Source organism: Microbacterium sp. K36 (assembly GCF_004794355.1).
GTDB classification, from domain to species: Bacteria; Actinomycetota; Actinomycetes; order Actinomycetales; family Microbacteriaceae; genus Microbacterium; species Microbacterium paraoxydans_D.
The window spans coordinates 16,064-31,958 of the sequence record NZ_SSDN01000040.1 but is presented as its reverse complement, the minus strand read 5'-3'; the positions used below and the strand labels follow the sequence as shown (position 1 = coordinate 31,958).

The window sequence follows — 15,895 nt, the reverse complement described above, 5'->3', positions numbered from 1 at the left end:
GCTCCGGGGGGACAAGCGTTCCTGCGGGGAGGAGATAACGTTTCGGACTCGACGCGTTGGTTCGTCATACGCGCGCACTAAAGGTCCCGATGACACTAAGATCGAATCCGGAGGTTAAGGTGCCTATGACTCGAAGTGCGGACATCCGCGTCGCCGTCTCGACGGTGATCCTCACGCTGCGCCGCGGTGACGACGGTCCGCCCGTGCTCGCGCTCCCCCTCGTCCGCCGCACCCGCGAGCCGTTCGCGGAGCGGTGGGCGCTCCCCGGCGGGTGGCTCACCCCCGAAGAATCACCGGTCGACGCCGCGGCCCGGACGCTCGCCGAGACGACCGGCCTCGCGCCCACCTATCTCGAACAGCTCTACGCCTTCGGCGCCGTCGACCGCTCCCCCACACGGGTCGTCTCGATCGTGTACTGGGCGCTGCTGCGTCAGGACGACGTCGAAGCCCAGATCACCGCGCACCGGGCATCGGGCCGCGCGCCGGAGAACGTGGAGTGGTTCGATGTCGACGATCTGCCGGCGCTCGCCTTCGATCATCACGAGATCATCGAGTACGCGCTCTGGCGCCTGCGGAACAAGGTCGGATACAGCCGGGTGGCCCAGGGCTTCCTGCCCGCCGAGTTCACGCTCGCCGAGCTCCGGGAGGCCTACGAGTCGATCCTGGGGCGCGCACTCGACCCCGCGAACTTCCGGCGGCAGGTCGAGTCCGCCGGCAACCTGACCCGCACCGACCGCTTCCGGACGGGCAGTCATCGCCCGGCCCGCCTGTACCGCGACGACACCGATCTCGAGCTGGCCGACCGCGGTCCGCTCCGCCCGGAGGAAACGAGAACCCGATGAGCACCACCTTCGTCCCGATGCCCGCCGTCCCGTCGTCGGATCCGTCCGTCGACCACGCCATCCAGGCCATCGTCGGCGGGGCTTCCACCGACGCCACCTGCACGACCGACCTCGCCGTCGGCCCCTGGGACTTCGACACACGCCCCGGTTACGGCCCCGGCTCCTCCATGGGCGATGTCATCCCCACCGGGGCTCCCCGGCAGGGAGAGCTCCCCGCGGCCTACCGCGAGGCCGGCGAGGCGGAGCTCCACCGACGCATCGAGGCGGCGAAGGCCACGCTCGGAGATCGCGTGGTGATCCTCGGGCACTTCTATCAGCGCGAGGAGGTCGTGACGCACGCCGACGAGGTAGGCGATTCGTTCCAGCTCGCCACCGCCGCCACGATGCGGCCGAACGCGGAGGCGATCGTCTTCTGTGGTGTGCACTTCATGGCCGAGACCGCCGACCTCCTGTCCCAGCCCGACCAGGCGGTGATCCTGCCGAACCTCGCCGCGGGGTGCTCGATGGCGGATATGGCCGACATCGACCAGGTCGAGGAGTGCTGGGAGCAGCTCGCCGACGTGCTGGGCGAACTCGACACCCCGGACGCCGACGGCCGCGTGCCGGTGATCCCCGTCACCTACATGAACTCCTCGGCGGCGATCAAGGGCTTCGTCGGGCGACACGGCGGCATCGTGTGCACCTCGTCCAACGCCGCCACGGTCCTGGAGTGGGCCTTCGCCCGCGGCCGCCGCGTGCTCTTCTTCCCCGACCAGCACCTGGGCCGGAACACCGCGAAGGCCATGGGGGTGCCACTCGACCGGATGCCCCTGTGGAACCCGCGGCGAGCGCTCGGCGGCTCCACCGCGGAGGAGCTCATCGACGCGCAGGTGATCCTCTGGCACGGCTTCTGCTCCGTGCACCGGCGCTTCACCGTGGCGCAGATCGACCAGGCTCGCACGGAGCACCCGGGGGTCCGCGTGATCGTGCACCCGGAGTGCCCGATGGAGGTCGTCGACGCGGCCGACGAGGCCGGCTCCACGGAGTACATCCGCCGCGCCATCGCCGAGGCGACGGAGCCGACGACGTTCGCGGTGGGGACGGAGATCAACCTCGTGCGCCGCCTGGCCGCGCAGTACCCGCAGCACCGGATCTTCTGCCTCGACCCGGTCGTGTGCCCGTGCTCGACCATGTACCGCATCCACCCGGGCTACCTCGCGTGGGTCCTGGAGGAGCTGGTCGCCGGTCGCACACCGAACCGCATCACGGTCTCCCCCGATGTCGCCGACCCGGCTCGCCTCGCGCTGGAGCGGATGCTGGCCGCCAAGCCGCCGGTGGCCGCCGGGGCACGATGAACGTCGTCGTCGTCGGATCCGGCATCGCCGGGCTCACCGCCGCGCTGCACGCGCACGAAGCCGGGCACACGGTGACGGTCGTGACGAAGGGCGACCTCGGGGGCGGATGCACGCCTCTCGCGCAGGGCGGTGTGGCCGGCAGCTACGGGCCGGGAGACGGACCGGCCACGCACGCCGCCGACACGATCAGCGCAGGGGCGGGTCTGTGCGATCCGGCCGCCGTCGACGTCCTCGTGGCGGACGGCGCCGCCCGGATCGCCGAACTCCTCGCCCGCGGCGTCGCCTTCGATCGCGCACCGGGCGGCGCTCTCGCCCGCGGGCGGGAGGCGGCGCACGCCCATGCCCGCATCCTGCACGCCGGAGGTGACGCCACTGGCGCCGCGATCTCCGCGGCGCTGTGCGCAGCGATTCAGCGCGCGCCCATCGCCGTCCGCGAGGGGACGATGCTCCTCGACCTCGTCGTCGAGGAGGGAGAGACCCGCGGGATCACGGTCCTCCGCGAGGGCGACACGACCGAGATCCGCGCCGACGCCGTGATCCTCGCGACGGGTGGGGCGGGGCAGCTCTACGCGCACACGACCAACCCGACGGAGGCGACCGGCGACGGCATCGCGGCGGCCCTACGCGCCGGTGCCGCCGTCGCCGACCTGGAGTTCGTGCAGTTCCATCCGACCGCTCTTCCCGGCAGCCCGGTCTTCCTGCTCTCCGAAGCCATCCGCGGCGAGGGTGCCGTGCTCCGCGACCACGAAGGCCGACGGTTCGTGTTCGACAGCCACCCCGACGGGGAGCTCGCGCCGAGGGATGTCGTCGCGCGGGCCATCGCCCGACAGACCGCCCGGCAGGGGGCGCCCGTGCACCTCGATGCCACCGGACTGGGCACGGACGCGCTCGCCCGCCGCTTCCCCACCATCGACCGGGTGACGCGTGCTCGCGGTTTCGACTGGTCCAGGGAGCCGCTGCCGGTAACGCCGGCTGCCCACTACCTCATGGGCGGCGTCGTCACCGATCGCCACGGACGGACCACAGTCCCGGGGCTCTACGCCGTCGGCGAGACCGCCCGCACGGGGGTGCACGGCGCCAACCGGCTCGCGTCCAACTCGCTTCTCGAAGGTGCCGTGTTCGGAGCCAGGGCCGCCGCCGCGCTGGACGGACCGTGGCCCGCTGCCGTCGACATCACCCCGTGTCCGTCACCGACGGACACGGCGGACGCGGATGTCGCACCGGAGCCCGTCCCTCCGTTCGACCGCGCCGGGCTGCAGCGGCTGCTGTGGGACGAGGTGGGCCTGCACCGGACCGGAGCGGGCCTGCTGCGCGCGCTCCGGATCGTGCGCGGATGGGCCGTCGAGACGCCGCCCGCATCCGACGCCCGCACGCACGAGGACCGGAACCTGCTGCAGGTCGCCGACGCCACCATCCGCGCCGCCGTGGCCCGCCCCGTCTCGGTCGGCGCCCACCACCGCGACGACCCCGCCCCCGCCGCGCCGAGGGCGGCACACGCACCGATCCTGGAGACCGCCTGATGCTCACCCGCGCCACCCTGCACCGCGTCGTCGGAGCCGCACTCGAGGAGGACGCCCCGTGGGGCGACCTCACCAGCACCACCCTGCTCCCCGCGGAGACGACGGCCACGGCCGATCTCGTCGCCCGGGAGGACGGGGTCTTCAGCGGCGGCGAGGTCTTCGCCACCGCGTTCCTCCTCGCCGATCCGGACATCACGGTGGACCTGCATGTGGGCGACGGCGATGCCTTCACCGCCTCCGACGTGCTGGCCACCGTGACCGGGCCGGCCCGCACGCTCCTCACCGCCGAACGCGTCGCCCTGAACTTCGTGCAGCGGATGTCGGGCATCGCGACCCTCACCGCCGCCTATGTCCGCGAAGTGGAGGGGACGCAGGCGCGCATCGCCGACACCCGCAAGACGACGCCAGGACTGCGGGCGTTCGAGCGGCACGCCGTGGTGTCCGGCGGCGGACGGAACCACCGGTACTCCCTCTCCGACGCGGTCATGGCGAAGGACAACCACCTCGCGGTGCTCCAGCGGTCCGGGCTCGACCTCGCGACGGCTCTTCGCGAGGCGCTCTCGCGGCTGCCGCACACCGCCCACGTCGTCGTCGAGGTCGACCGTCTCGACCAGATCCCGACGGTGCTCGACGGCGGTGCCCACACGGTGCTCCTGGACAACTTCTCCCTCGACGACCTGCGCGCCGGCGTGGCCCTCATCGGCGAGCGCGCCACTGTGGAGGCCTCGGGCGGCGTCGATCTGACCACCGTCCGCGCCATCGCCGAGACCGGGGTGGACGTGATCTCGGTCGGAGCCCTCACGCACTCCGCGCGGGCGCTGGACCTCGGACTCGACCTCCGGATCGATTGAGTCTCGTGCTGTACCTCGATCACGCCGCGACCTCGCCGGTACGCCCCGAGGTGCGGGCGGCCATGGAGCCCTTCCTCACCGAGGTGTTCGGCAACCCCGCCAGCCACCACACCGCGGGCGAGACGGCGGCGCGCGCGCTGGAGGATGCCCGCGCCAGGGTCGCCCGCGTCTTCGGGGCGCGGGTCGGCGACGTCGTCTTCACCAGCGGCGGCACGGAGGCGAACAACCTCGCCGTGAAGGGACTCGCCCTGGGAGCGCTCGCCTCCGGGCGACGGCGCGTCGTGGTGTCCCCCATCGAGCACGAGTCGATCCGGGAGTCGGCCGCGTACCTCGCGCGCTTCCACGGGGTGACGGTGGCGATGCCCGCGGTGGACGGGACCGGGCGGATCGGGCCGGACGCCCTCGACACGGTACTCACCGACGACACGGCCATCGTGTCCGTCGGACACGCGAACAACGAGATCGGCACCGTCCAGGACATCGCCGCGCTCCGCGAGGTCGTCCGCGCCCGCCGCGTGCCCCTCCATGTCGACGCCGTGCAGTCGGCCGGCTGGCTGCCCCTGCATGATCTGGATGCCGACGCCGTATCGATCGCCGGGCACAAGCTCGGCGCTCCCAAGGGCACCGGGGCGCTCGTCGTCCGCGGACGTCTCCCTCTGGAACCGCTCCTGCACGGCGGCGGTCAGGAGCGTGGACGGCGGTCCGGCACCGTCGACGTCGCGGGAGCGGTGGGCCTGGCGACGGCGTTGGAGCTCGCGGAGCGGGAGCGTGAGCACGCGGCGCCGCGGGTGCGGGCCGCCACGGCGCGCTTCATCGCCGAGGTGACTCGGCGGGCGCCCGACGCCGCGCTGACGGGGGATCCCGTGCACCGGCTCCCCGGCACCGCGAGCTTCACGATCGCCGGCGTGAGTGGTGAGGCGGTGCTGCTGGAGCTGGAGCGCCGCGGGGTGATCTCGTCCAGCGGCTCCGCGTGCGCGGCCGGCAGCGACGAGCCCTCCCCCGTGCTGCTCGCGTGCGGCATCGCCCCCGAGGTCGCACAGACGGCCGTGCGGTTCACCTTCGGGCGCGCGGCCCTCCCGGCGGACGCGCCCGAGCGCCTCGCCGCACTGGTCGCGGAGGCGGTCGACGCCGTCCGCGGCTGACGGACGGCTCTAGACTCGGCGGAGTGACCGCCCCCACCCCGATCGTGACGCTGATCGTGCCCGGACGCGACATCGCTGCGTTCGCCCCCGCCGCCCTCGACTCCCTCCGCGCGCAGACGGACGAGCGGTGGCGTGCCATCCTCATCGACGACGGCTCCACCGACGACACGGGAGCGATCTTCGCAGACGCCGCCGCGAGAGACGCCCGGTTCACCGTGATCCGGCATGAGGCCTCCATCGGGCTCGGCGCCGCGCGCAATGTCGGCCTCGCGCGGGTCGACACGCCCTTCACGGGCTTCCTCGACGCGGATGACGAGCTGATCCCGGACGCGCTGGCGACCCTCGTGGGCACGCTCGAGCGCACGGAGAGCGACTTCGCCGCCGGCGCCTACGTGCGGCTGCGGCCCCAGGGGCGAGGATACGTGCCCGGCCGCGTGCAGCCGTGGGTGGCCGCGGCGACCTCTCCGGCTCGTCTCGGCACCACCCTCGCGGAGCACCCGCAGGCCGTGTCGAACATCGTCGCGTGGTCCAAGGTGAGCCGCACCGCCCTGTGGACCGACCTGCGGTTCCCGGAAGGGGTGGCCTATGAGGACCAGGTCGTCGCGCAGACGATGTACACCCGGGCGCGCACCTTCGACGTGCTGCCCGACGTCGTGGTGCGCTGGCGCGTCCGAGCGGACGGCACCTCGATCACCCAGAGCAAGGCGCAACTCCCCGTGCTCCGCGACTACCTCGCCGCACTCCGCGGCGGGATCCGCGTCCTGCAGGAGGCGGGCGCGCACGCCGCCGTGACCGCCCGGCTCGACCTCATCCTCGCGATGGACGTCGCGCCGCTCCGGGAGATCGCGGACACCCATCCCGACCCCGCCTACGCGGCGGAGGTCTCCGCGTTCCTGGCCGAGCTGCGTGCCCTTCCCGAGTTCGCCGACGCCCGCCCCGACCCCACCCTCGCCGACGCCCTCGCGTGGTGAGCCCCGCCGGAAGGATCCCCGCATGACCGACTACCTCTCCTCGCTCTTCGCACTCGACGGCCGCACCGCCGTCGTGACCGGCGGCAGCTCGGGCATCGGCCGCGGCATCGCGACGGCGCTCGCCCGGGCCGGCGCGGCGACGGTGATCGTCGCCCGCGGCGCGGAGCGCATCGCCGAGACCGTCGAGGAGCTGAACGCGCAGGGGTGCCGGGCCGCGGGCGTCGTCGGCGATCTGGGCTCCCGCGACGGCATCCACGCGGTCGCGGAGGCCGCGGCCGTCCCCTTCGGCGAGCCGGACATCCTCGTCAACTCCGCCGGCATCAACATCCGTCCGCCCTACGCCGAGATCACCGAGGCGGACTGGGACGCGACGATGACCGTCAATGCGCTCGCCCCGTTCCTCCTCGGTCAGCGCTGGGCGCAGGGCATGGCGGCGCGCGGCTACGGGCGGCTGATCCACATCAGCTCCCAGCAGGCGCACCGGGCATTCGTGGGCAGCGGGGTCTACGGCGCCTCCAAGGGCGCGGTCGAGTCGCTCATGCGCTCGGAGGCCGAGGCCTGGGGCGGCACCGGTGTGACGAGCAACACCCTCGTCCCCGGATTCGTCCTCACGCCCCTGAACGCCCGCCTGCAGGAGGATCCCGCCACGATCGCGGCCCTCGCGGCCCGGACGATGGTCGGACGCAACGGCCTCCCCGAGGACTTCGCCGCAGCCGCGGTCTTCCTCGCCGGCCCGGGCTCGGCCTATGTCACCGGTCAGTCGCTGTTCGTCGACGGCGGGCTCTCCGTGCACTGACCCTCGCGGTCGTCACCCGTCGGTCGGGCGCGGCCGGGCGTCGGTGCTCGATGCCGTCGGCAGCGGGACGCCCGTCGTCAGCGCCACGACGGCATCGGCCGCGGCGGAGTCCTCCGGCTCGCGGTCGGCACGACGCGCGGCGAGACCGGCCTCGACGCCCTCTTCGACGCCCCCGCGGATCGCGGCCTCCTCCTCGGCCTCCGCTTCCCTCTCGGCGTCCAGCACGCGCGACGCGGCCACCTGCTGCGCCGCCAGCTCGGCGTAGAGGCCGCCCTGCGCGAGCAGCTCGGCGTGGGTACCGGACTCCACGATGCGTCCGGCCTCCAGCACGTGGATCACGTCCGCCCCCATGACCGTCGACAGGCGGTGCGCGATCGACAGGGTGGTGCGCCCCTTCGCCGCCTCGTCGAGGGCTTCCTGCACCACGCGCTCGGACACGGTGTCCAGGGCGGAGGTCGCCTCGTCGAGCAGGAGCACCGGCGGGTCCTTCAGCAGCACGCGCGCGATGGCGATGCGCTGCTTCTCACCCCCGGAGAGCCGGTACCCGCGCTCCCCCACGACCGTGTCGTAGCCCTTCTCGAAGCCCGCGATGATGTGGTGGATGTTGGCCGCGGTGCAGGCGGCGACCAGCTCCTCATCCGTCGCATCGGGCTTCGCGTAGCGGAGGTTCTCCCGGATCGTCGCGTGGAACAGGTAGGTCTCCTGGGAGACGATGCCCACGTCGTCGATGATCGACTCCTGGGTGAGGGTGCGCACGTCCGCCCCCGCGAACAGGACCGCGCCGCCCTTGGCCTCGTACAGTCGAGGCGCGAGGTAGAGGATCGTGGTCTTGCCCGCGCCGGAGGGGCCGACGAAGGCGACGTGCTGCCCGGGCTCGGCCACGAAGGAGACCCCGTGCAGCGTGGGACGCGAGTCGGCCGCGGCATCCGGATACCGGAACACGACGTCCTGGAACTCGATGCGTCCGCGCGGACCCGGCGCCTGCGCCACGGCGATCGCATCGGGGGCGTCGGTGATCTCGGGGACGAGGTCGAGGTACTCGAAGATGCGGGCGAACAGCGCGGACGAGGTCTGCAGATCGAGCGAGACCCGCATGAGCCCCATGAGCGGCATGAGCAGCCGCGCCTGGACCGTCGTGAAGGCCACGACCGTACCGGCGGTGATCGCTCCCGTCCCGCCCGCGATGAGGTATCCGGAGACGAGGTAGATGACGGCGGGGACGCTCGCCATGATGACCTGGACGACGGCGAAGAAGCCCTGACCGCTCATGGCGCGGCGCACCTGGAGGCGCACCTGGTTGCGGTTCTCCTGCTGGTAGCGCTCGGACTCGGTGCGCTGGCGGTTGAACGCCTTGGACAGCAGCATGCCGGAGACGCTCAGGGTCTCCTGGGTGATCGAGGTCAGCTCGGACAGCGACTCCTGGGTCTCCCCCGCGATGCGGGCGCGCACCTGTCCCACGCGTCGCTGCACGAGCACGAGGAACGGCATGAGCACGACGGCGATGAGGGTGAGGCGCCAGTCGATGAGGATCATCGCCACGAGGGAGGCGATCACCGTGACGGCGTTGCCGAGGATGCTGGTGACGGTGTTCGTCAGCACGCCGGAGACGCCGCCGACGTCGTTCTGCAGCCGGGACTGGATCACCCCGGTCTTCGTCCGGGTGAAGAAGCCGAGCTCCATGGCCTGCAGGTGCTCGAACAGCCGCACCCGGAGGTCGCCCGTGACGCTGTTGCCGACCGTGGCCGTGAGCCAGGTCTGGGCGACGCCGAGGACCGCCGAGAAGAGGAAGAGGCCGACCATCGCCCCGACGAGCACGCCGAGCAGCGAGAGGTGGGGACCGCCGCCGTCGACGGGGAACAGCGCGTCGTCGAAGATGCGCTGCACGAGGAGCGGCGGGATGACCGCGATACCCGCACCGAGCACCACGAGGACACCGGTGAAGAGGATGCGCCATCGGTAGGCGCTGAACAGGGCGACGACCCGGGTGCCGAGTCCGTCGATCTTCGGAGCCTCCGCGTTGAGCCGACGCTGGGCGTCCTCGTCCACGCCGCGGAAACCGCCCCGCGGACCACCGCCCATCCCGCCCATGCTCACGGCGCCAGCGTACTCGCCCCCTGGGACACGGGCTCCGCTGGCCCGACGTTCAGCGATATCCCAGATTTCGGAATGAAATGTCCGCCCGACCCGTTACGCTGAATGACTCTCGCGAACTCTCGCACCTTCCTCTTCTCTCCGATGCCTTGGAGGCCGCCCATGTCTGCCGTCGATACCGGCTCCATCACGACGCCCCTCGCATCGAGCGGGGGCATCCCCCGCAAGGACATGCGGGTCATCTGGCTGCTGCTCGTCGCCGCCTTCGTCGCCATCCTCAACGAGACGACGATGGGCATCGCGATCCCGCACCTGAACACCGACCTCGGCATCCCGCCCGAGCTCGGCCAGTGGCTGACGAGCGCGTTCATGCTCACGATGGCGGTGGTCATCCCGACCACCGGCTTCATCCTGCAGCGCTTCACGACGCGGCAGGTCTTCATCGCCGCGATGACGGCGTTCTCGCTCGGCACGCTCGTGGCGCTCGTCGCGCCCGGCTTCTCCGTGCTGCTCGTGGGCCGCGTGATCCAGGCGGCGGGCACCGGCATCATGATGCCGCTGCTGATGACGACGATCATGAACGTCGTGCCCGCGCAGTCGCGCGGCCGCATGATGGGCCGCGTCGGCCTCGTCATCTCGCTCGCGCCCGCCATCGGCCCGACGCTCGCGGGCGCCGTGCTCGACGCGTTCAACTGGCGCGCACTGTTCGCGATCGTGCTGCCCATCGCCCTGATCTCGCTCGGCATGGGTGCGAAGTGGATGACCAACCTCGGCGAGACCCGCAAGGCTCCGCTCGATGTGCTGTCCATCCCGCTCGCGGCGCTCGGCTTCGGCGGCATCGTCTTCGGCCTCAGCCAGTTCGGCGGCGAGGGCGGATCGGGCGGAACGACCGGCGTCATCGCCCTGGTCGTCGGCGCCGTCTCGCTCGCGCTGTTCGTCTGGCGACAGCTCGTGCTGCAGCGGGTGGACGACGCCCTCCTCGACCTGCGCGTGTTCCGCTCGGCGAACTTCTCGCTGGCCGTCATCATCATGACGATCCTGGCGCTGTCGATGTTCGGCACCCTCACGCTGCTGCCGCAGTACCTGCAGAACGTCGCCGGACTCAGCGCTCTGGAGTCGGGCCTCATCCTGCTCCCCGGTTCGGTGCTCATGGGCCTCCTCGGCCCGATCATGGGTCGCGTGTACGACGCGAAGGGCACCCGACCGCTGCTGATCCCCGGCACGATCCTCGTCTCGGCCTCGCTCTTCTTCTACTCGACGGTCGGCGAGCACACCGTGTGGTGGCTGCTGATCATCGTGCAGGCGGCCATGTCGGTCGGACTCGCGATGTCGTTCACGCCGCTGTTCTCCTCGTCACTGGGGTCGCTGCACCGTTCGCTGTACTCGCACGGCTCCGCGGTGCTGAACACGCTGCAGCAGGTCGGCGGCGCGGCCGGTGTCGCGCTGCTCACGGTCACGTACTCGGCCATCCTGCACGCCGGGGAGGACGAGGGCCTGTCGCGGGCGGTGGCGGGTGCCCCGGGTGCGCGGACGGCGTTCCTCATCGCGGCGATCATCTCGCTCGCGGCGGTCGCCCTCAGCCCGCTGGTGCGCAAGCCCGCCGACGACATCGGCGATGCGGCGCACGGCGGTCACTGACCGCGCAGAGACGCCGACGGCGTCTGCTGCTCACCGCTCCTTGGGGGCGGGGATGTGGCAGACGCCGTTGCTGCAATAGCCGGCGGCATCGCCGTCGAGCAGCTCGATCGCACCCGGCAGCGGCTGCAGCCCGAGCGGCGCGTCCTGCCCGGTGTTCTCCTGCTTCGATTCGGTCATCCCTCGATCGTACGCCTGCCAGGAGCACTGGGCGCCGCACGCTCTTCTCTGCGACCCGGGAGCGGCGTATCGTTCCCGGCGAGGGGGTGCGCACCCTCGCCGCGCCCCCGGAGCCGAGGAGGCGCCATGATCATCCACCCTCCCGAGCGGGCCACCGCGACCGGCCACGTCGCCGCGATGTACGAGAGCGACCTCGCCGACGACGGCATCGTGTTCGCCCACACCAGGGCCATGGCCGTGAACCCCGACGCCCACGCCGCGTTCGAGGCGCTCGTCCGTGCGGTCGTGCCGTCGATCGGCGTCCGCGTGTACGAAGCCGCGACCCTCGGGGCGGCGCGGGCCATCGGGTCCGCGCACTGTCTGCTCGCCCACGGCCGCCGCTCCCTCCGCGCCGGAGTCGTCGACGAGGAAGGACTCGCCGCCTTCGCCGCCGGAGACGACAGCGGTTTCACGGAGCAGGAGCAGGTCGTGATCCGCTTCGCCGCGCGCCTGTCGGCCGATCCGTCGGCGATGACCGATGCGGACACGCAGGAGCTGCGCGAGGCGGGGTTCAGCGACCGGCAGATCGTGGACATCACCCTGGCGGCGGCGGCGCGCAACTACTTCAGCAGGGCGCTGCTCGCGTTGGCCGTCCCCGTCGAGGACGTCCCCGGGCTGGACTCCGCCCTCACCGCGGCGCTCACCCACGCCACTGCGACCGCGCCGACAGGCGATCGATAGGCCGCTCCCCTTAATCTGGACGGATGCTCCGACGATTCCTCGCCCGCGTGTACTGGGCCGTCAGCCGGTGGACTCTCGTCGCCGACGCCGCCCCCACGCGTCCGACCGTCCTGATCGGCGCCCCGCACACCTCGAACTGGGATTTCGTGCTCATGCTCGCGATCGCGTGGCGGCTGGGCATCGACGTGCACTGGCTGGGCAAGAAGAGCCTGTTCCGCGGCTGGCGCGGCCCGATCATGCGCGGCCTCGGCGGCATCGCCGTCGACCGGGCGGATCCGGCACGCATCGTCGGCGAGGTCGTGGACCAAGTGCACGCCGGGACTGTGTTCGGCCTCGTCGTCACCCCCGACGGCACCCGCGGCGGCAACGAGTACTGGAAGAGCGGCTTCTACCGCATCGCACGCGCCACCGGCATGCCGGTCACCCTCGGCTTCGTCGACCGTCACACCATGACGACGGGCCTCGGACCGACGATCGACCTCACGGGCGACGTGGCCGCCGACATGGACCGGATCCGTGCGTTCTATGCGGACAAGCACGGCGTGCGCCCCGAGCGTCGCACGGAGCCGCGGCTGCGCGAGGAGACCGCCGCGCAGCCGGAGGACTGACGCCTCAGTCCGCTGCGGGGGCGTGGTCCCGGGCGTACGCGAGATCGTCGTCGGACAGCGACTCGATCATCCCCACCACCGCTCCCGTGATCTCCCGGATCTCCTCGCGGACGTCGTCGTCGAGGCGCCGCGACCCGCTGTCGATGACCGCACGACGCGCCTCGTCGGACAGCTCGGGCCACCATTCGTCGATCGGGGGCAGGGTCATCTCGGGTCCTTTCCTGAGGCGTCTCCGCCGGGCCGCGCAAGGTCCTGGACAGCGGCGGATCGTGCCCACGAGACTATCGCCATGAGAGCAGAACCCCGTGGCGCCGCAGACGAGCGCGACGACCGCGACGACGGCCGCGACGAGACCCCGAACGAGCGCGCGGACCGCAACTGGGAAGAGCTGCTGCAGGAGCTCCGGGTGATGCAGACCGGCACGCAGATCCTCACCGGCTTCCTCCTCGCGGTGGCGTTCCAGCCGCGCTTCACCGACATGGACGAGCTCCAGCGCGACCTGTACGTCGTACTCGTGGCGCTCGCGGCGCTGGCCACCATCCTCGCCCTCGCCCCGGTCGGCATCCACCGCGCCCTGTTCGGCAGCCGGCTGAAGCCGGAGCTCGTCCGGACGGCGGCGCGGCTGGTGAAGATCGACCTCTTCGTGATCGGGGCCCTCACGATCGGCGTCACGACCCTCATCGTCGACTTCACGGTCAGCAGGACCGCCGGGATCATCGCGCTCGTCGCGTCGCTCGTGCTCGTGCTCGGACTCTGGATGGCGCTGCCCGGCCTGCTGCGGCGCGCCCGATCGCGGGTGCACGCCCACACGGAACCGCCGCCCCCGTCGGCGTGAGCGCGACGAGGACGGCGGTCGGACGGCGGGACCTCAGCGCCCGGCGGGGCTGCGGTTCTCCGCGCTCACCATCCAGGCGAACTGCTCCAGTCGCTCGATCACGGCGTGCAGCAGATCGGCCGACGTGGGGTCCTCCTCGTCGACGGCATCATGCACATCGCGGATCGTCCCCACCGCGGCCTCCAGGCGCGCGGTGACGAGGTCGATGGTCTCCGTCGTGGACACCTCGCCGGTCGGGAACTCCGGCAGCGTCGTCGTCTTCGCGATCGTGGCGCTGCGTCCGTCCGGGACGGCGTGCAGAGCGCGCATGCGCTCCGCGATGGTGTCGCTGAACGTCCGGGCGTCCTCGATGATCTCGTCGAGCTGACGGTGGGTGTCGCGGAAGTTGCGTCCGACGACGTTCCAATGCGCCTGCTTGCCCTGCAGCGAGAGTTCGAGCAGATCGACGAGCACGGCCTGCAGGTTCGCCGCGAGGGTCGGGGATGCGGTGAACCCCTTCTCCGCGTTCTGCTGGCGCGTGGTCTTGACGCCGGCCTTCGCCGCCCCGTTCTTGCTGCTGGAGCTGCCGGACTTCTTGGTCTTCGTGTCTGCCATGGTGTGACCTCCTCCCGGCACGGTAGCCCGCAGCGCGGCCCGTTCCGAGGGGGTTGACACCCGCCGGTCGCACCCCTGAACGTGAGGGAGGCGACAAGGGCCATCGAGAAAGGCGGAACAGTGGGAACAGCAGCACAGGAGGATCGGCCCGAGGTGGTCATCGCCCCTCTCACCGCGGCGGACGCCGGCGAGGTGCTCACGATCCAGCGGGCGGCCTTCGTGTCGGAGGCGGCGATCTACGGCAGCGTCGACATGCCGCCGCTGACCCAGACGGTCGCCGAGATGGAGGCCGAGCTCACCTCGGAGCGCGGTCTCGGCGCCCGGATCGGCGGCCGCCTGGTCGGGGCCATCCGGTTCGTCGAGGATGACGACCTGCTCCTGATCGGACGGATCGCGATCGCTCCCGACATGCAGGGCGAGGGCATCGGCCGGAAGCTGCTCGAGGCGGCGGAGCAGGCCTCCGACGCCCGCGAGGCCGAGCTCTTCACCGGAAGCCTCAGCGAGGCGAACATCCGGCTGTACGAGTCCTGCGGCTACGAGGAGCGCGAACGGGTGCCGCAGGGCGACGGCATCGCCCAGGTGTTCCTCCGCAAGCGGCTGCGAGGTTAAGGGCAGCGCCCCGCTCCGCGCAAGGGGGTCGAGGGGATCCGGACGATGGGGAATCGTGGTCCGGACATGTCGCGACCGCGTCATGCCCCAACCGGAAAGGAGAGCTCGTGCTCACCCTCACCGACAACGCCACCGCCATCGTGTCGACCCTCGTGAGTCGGCAGAACGACGCGCCGGCCGCCGGGCTGCGCATCCACACCGCCGAGGCGCAGGACGATTCGGGCGCGGCCCGGCTCGCCGTCGCCGTGACCGCCGACCCGGAGCCCGCCGATCAGGTCGTCGAGCTGTCGGGCACGCGCCTGTTCCTCGACGAGGCCGCCGCCTCCGCGCTCGACGACAAGGTGCTCGACGCGGGCGTGGACGACGAGGGCTCCGTGTCCTTCGCCGTGCTCCCCCAGGTCGCCTGAGACCTCAGACTTCGAACGCCGCGGCCTCCTCGGCCGCGGCGTTCGCGTGTGTTCGGGTGGGCTCAGTCCCAGTCCAGGTACTCCTCGAGCACGACGGCCGTCTCGATAGGATGCGTCATCGGGAAGAGGTGATCCCCGCCCTCGACGACCTTGATGCTGGCGCGCTCCGGAGCCGTGGCGCGCAGGCTCTCGGCGTTCGCGGGCGGGGTGACCTCGTCGGCCGTCCCCTGGATCAGCAGCACCGGGATCACCGGGGCGAGGGGCGTCTCCACGTCTTCCGCGCCGAGGAGTGCGAGACCGTTCACGCGCTCCGGATGAGCCAGCGCGAACGACCGGGCGATCGTGCCGCCGAAGCCGTGTCCGCCGATCCACGTGTCGCCGAGGCCGAGGTGGTCGATGACGGCGAGCGCGTCCGCGACGCGGTCGTCGATCGAGGTGTCGGCGTCATCCGCGCGATGACCGACCCGCACCACGTGGAATCCGGCCTCCTCGGCGAGGTAGTGACCGACCACTCCGAGCACGTCGGCGGCCAGGCCGCGCTCCTGGATGAGCACGAGCTTGACCGGCCCGTCCCCCTCGTCGACGAAGGGGATGGCGCGGCCCTCGGGCTCGAAGATCTGGGTGTCGGTCATCGGCGTCGTTCTCCTCAAGCCGTCGGTGTCAGGTTCGCAGGCGTCGTCCGCACCGGGCTCCTGCGACCGGGCACCGGGCGGTGGCGCCTGCGTCCAGCGTAGCCCGCCGGGGGACGAGCCTCCTCCTC

At 71.9% G+C, this 15,895-nt stretch carries 18 protein-coding genes; 13 read left to right on the top strand and 5 right to left on the bottom strand.

Annotated features, from left to right (window positions below):
• Positions 1-125: 125 nt before the first annotated feature.
• The 7 genes from DW296_RS02380 to DW296_RS02350 are packed head-to-tail and all read left to right on the top strand — an operon-like array spanning position 126 to position 7,456.
• Positions 126-842, top strand: a complete 717-nt coding sequence (locus DW296_RS02380) for an NUDIX hydrolase (protein ID WP_025102930.1) — start codon at positions 126-128, stop codon at positions 840-842.
• Complete coding sequence (gene nadA / locus DW296_RS02375) at positions 839-2,176, top strand: quinolinate synthase NadA (protein ID WP_136050928.1); 1,338 nt, start codon at positions 839-841, stop codon at positions 2,174-2,176. Before DW296_RS02380 ends, nadA begins: the two co-directional genes overlap by 4 nt.
• Positions 2,173-3,696, top strand: a complete 1,524-nt coding sequence (gene nadB, locus DW296_RS02370; RefSeq protein WP_136050927.1) for an L-aspartate oxidase — start codon at positions 2,173-2,175, stop codon at positions 3,694-3,696. The genes nadA and nadB overlap by 4 nt, the downstream gene beginning before the upstream one ends.
• Entirely contained in the window at positions 3,696-4,547 is an 852-nt protein-coding gene (nadC, locus tag DW296_RS02365; protein ID WP_136050926.1) for a carboxylating nicotinate-nucleotide diphosphorylase, read from the top strand. The genes nadB and nadC overlap by 1 nt, the downstream gene beginning before the upstream one ends.
• Positions 4,548-4,552: 5 nt before the next feature.
• Entirely contained in the window at positions 4,553-5,689 is a 1,137-nt protein-coding gene (locus tag DW296_RS02360) for a cysteine desulfurase family protein (RefSeq protein WP_136050925.1), read from the top strand.
• 23 nt (positions 5,690-5,712) lie between these two features.
• On the top strand, positions 5,713-6,660 hold the full coding sequence (locus DW296_RS02355) for a glycosyltransferase family 2 protein (protein ID WP_136050924.1): 948 nt from the start codon (positions 5,713-5,715) through the stop codon (positions 6,658-6,660).
• 22 nt (positions 6,661-6,682) lie between these two features.
• Complete coding sequence (locus tag DW296_RS02350) at positions 6,683-7,456, top strand: SDR family NAD(P)-dependent oxidoreductase (RefSeq protein WP_136050923.1); 774 nt, start codon at positions 6,683-6,685, stop codon at positions 7,454-7,456.
• Between the two features lie 12 nt (positions 7,457-7,468).
• On the opposite strand, the gene DW296_RS02345 is transcribed toward DW296_RS02350, so the two are convergent.
• On the bottom strand, positions 7,469-9,544 hold the full coding sequence (locus tag DW296_RS02345; protein WP_136050950.1) for an ABC transporter ATP-binding protein: 2,076 nt from the start codon (positions 9,542-9,544) through the stop codon (positions 7,469-7,471).
• A 165-nt stretch (positions 9,545-9,709) separates the two neighbouring features.
• Here DW296_RS02345 and DW296_RS02340 point away from each other — a divergent pair, with 165 nt between their 5' ends.
• Entirely contained in the window at positions 9,710-11,185 is a 1,476-nt protein-coding gene (locus tag DW296_RS02340; RefSeq protein WP_136050922.1) for an MDR family MFS transporter, read from the top strand.
• 30 nt (positions 11,186-11,215) lie between these two features.
• Here the strand turns inward: DW296_RS02340 and DW296_RS16385 are convergent, their stop codons facing one another.
• Positions 11,216-11,362, bottom strand: coding sequence for a hypothetical protein (locus DW296_RS16385; protein ID WP_167627859.1), 147 nt, complete (start codon positions 11,360-11,362; stop codon positions 11,216-11,218).
• 126 nt (positions 11,363-11,488) lie between these two features.
• On the opposite strand from DW296_RS16385, the gene DW296_RS02335 reads away from it, so the two are divergent.
• Both DW296_RS02335 and DW296_RS02330 read left to right on the top strand, forming a co-directional pair.
• The gene (locus tag DW296_RS02335) at positions 11,489-12,082 is read left to right on the top strand and encodes a carboxymuconolactone decarboxylase family protein (RefSeq protein ID WP_136050921.1); all 594 of its coding nucleotides are present in this window, start codon (positions 11,489-11,491) and stop codon (positions 12,080-12,082) included.
• A gap of 23 nt (positions 12,083-12,105) precedes the next feature.
• Positions 12,106-12,690: a 1-acyl-sn-glycerol-3-phosphate acyltransferase gene (locus DW296_RS02330; RefSeq protein ID WP_136050920.1), complete on the top strand. Its 585-nt coding sequence runs from the start codon at positions 12,106-12,108 to the stop codon at positions 12,688-12,690.
• Between the two features lie 4 nt (positions 12,691-12,694).
• Here DW296_RS02330 and DW296_RS02325 read toward each other — a convergent pair whose 3' ends face one another.
• Entirely contained in the window at positions 12,695-12,898 is a 204-nt protein-coding gene (locus tag DW296_RS02325) for a hypothetical protein (protein ID WP_136050919.1), read from the bottom strand.
• 81 nt (positions 12,899-12,979) lie between these two features.
• Here DW296_RS02325 and DW296_RS02320 point away from each other — a divergent pair, with 81 nt between their 5' ends.
• Positions 12,980-13,525 (top strand): DUF6328 family protein, encoded by a 546-nt coding sequence (locus DW296_RS02320; protein WP_136050918.1) that lies wholly within the window; start codon positions 12,980-12,982, stop codon positions 13,523-13,525.
• 33 nt (positions 13,526-13,558) lie between these two features.
• Here the strand turns inward: DW296_RS02320 and DW296_RS02315 are convergent, their stop codons facing one another.
• A complete protein-coding gene (locus tag DW296_RS02315; RefSeq protein ID WP_136050917.1) occupies positions 13,559-14,119 on the bottom strand; it encodes a Dps family protein in 561 nt (186 codons plus the stop codon).
• A gap of 153 nt (positions 14,120-14,272) precedes the next feature.
• Between DW296_RS02315 and DW296_RS02310 the strand changes: the two genes are divergently transcribed.
• Entirely contained in the window at positions 14,273-14,728 is a 456-nt protein-coding gene (locus DW296_RS02310) for a GNAT family N-acetyltransferase (RefSeq protein ID WP_136050916.1), read from the top strand.
• A 107-nt stretch (positions 14,729-14,835) separates the two neighbouring features.
• Positions 14,836-15,135, top strand: a complete 300-nt coding sequence (locus DW296_RS02305) for a Fe-S cluster assembly protein HesB (RefSeq protein WP_085606619.1) — start codon at positions 14,836-14,838, stop codon at positions 15,133-15,135.
• A 62-nt stretch (positions 15,136-15,197) separates the two neighbouring features.
• Here the strand turns inward: DW296_RS02305 and DW296_RS02300 are convergent, their stop codons facing one another.
• A complete protein-coding gene (locus DW296_RS02300; RefSeq protein WP_136050915.1) occupies positions 15,198-15,767 on the bottom strand; it encodes an alpha/beta fold hydrolase in 570 nt (189 codons plus the stop codon).
• Between the last annotated feature and the right edge of the window lie 128 nt (positions 15,768-15,895).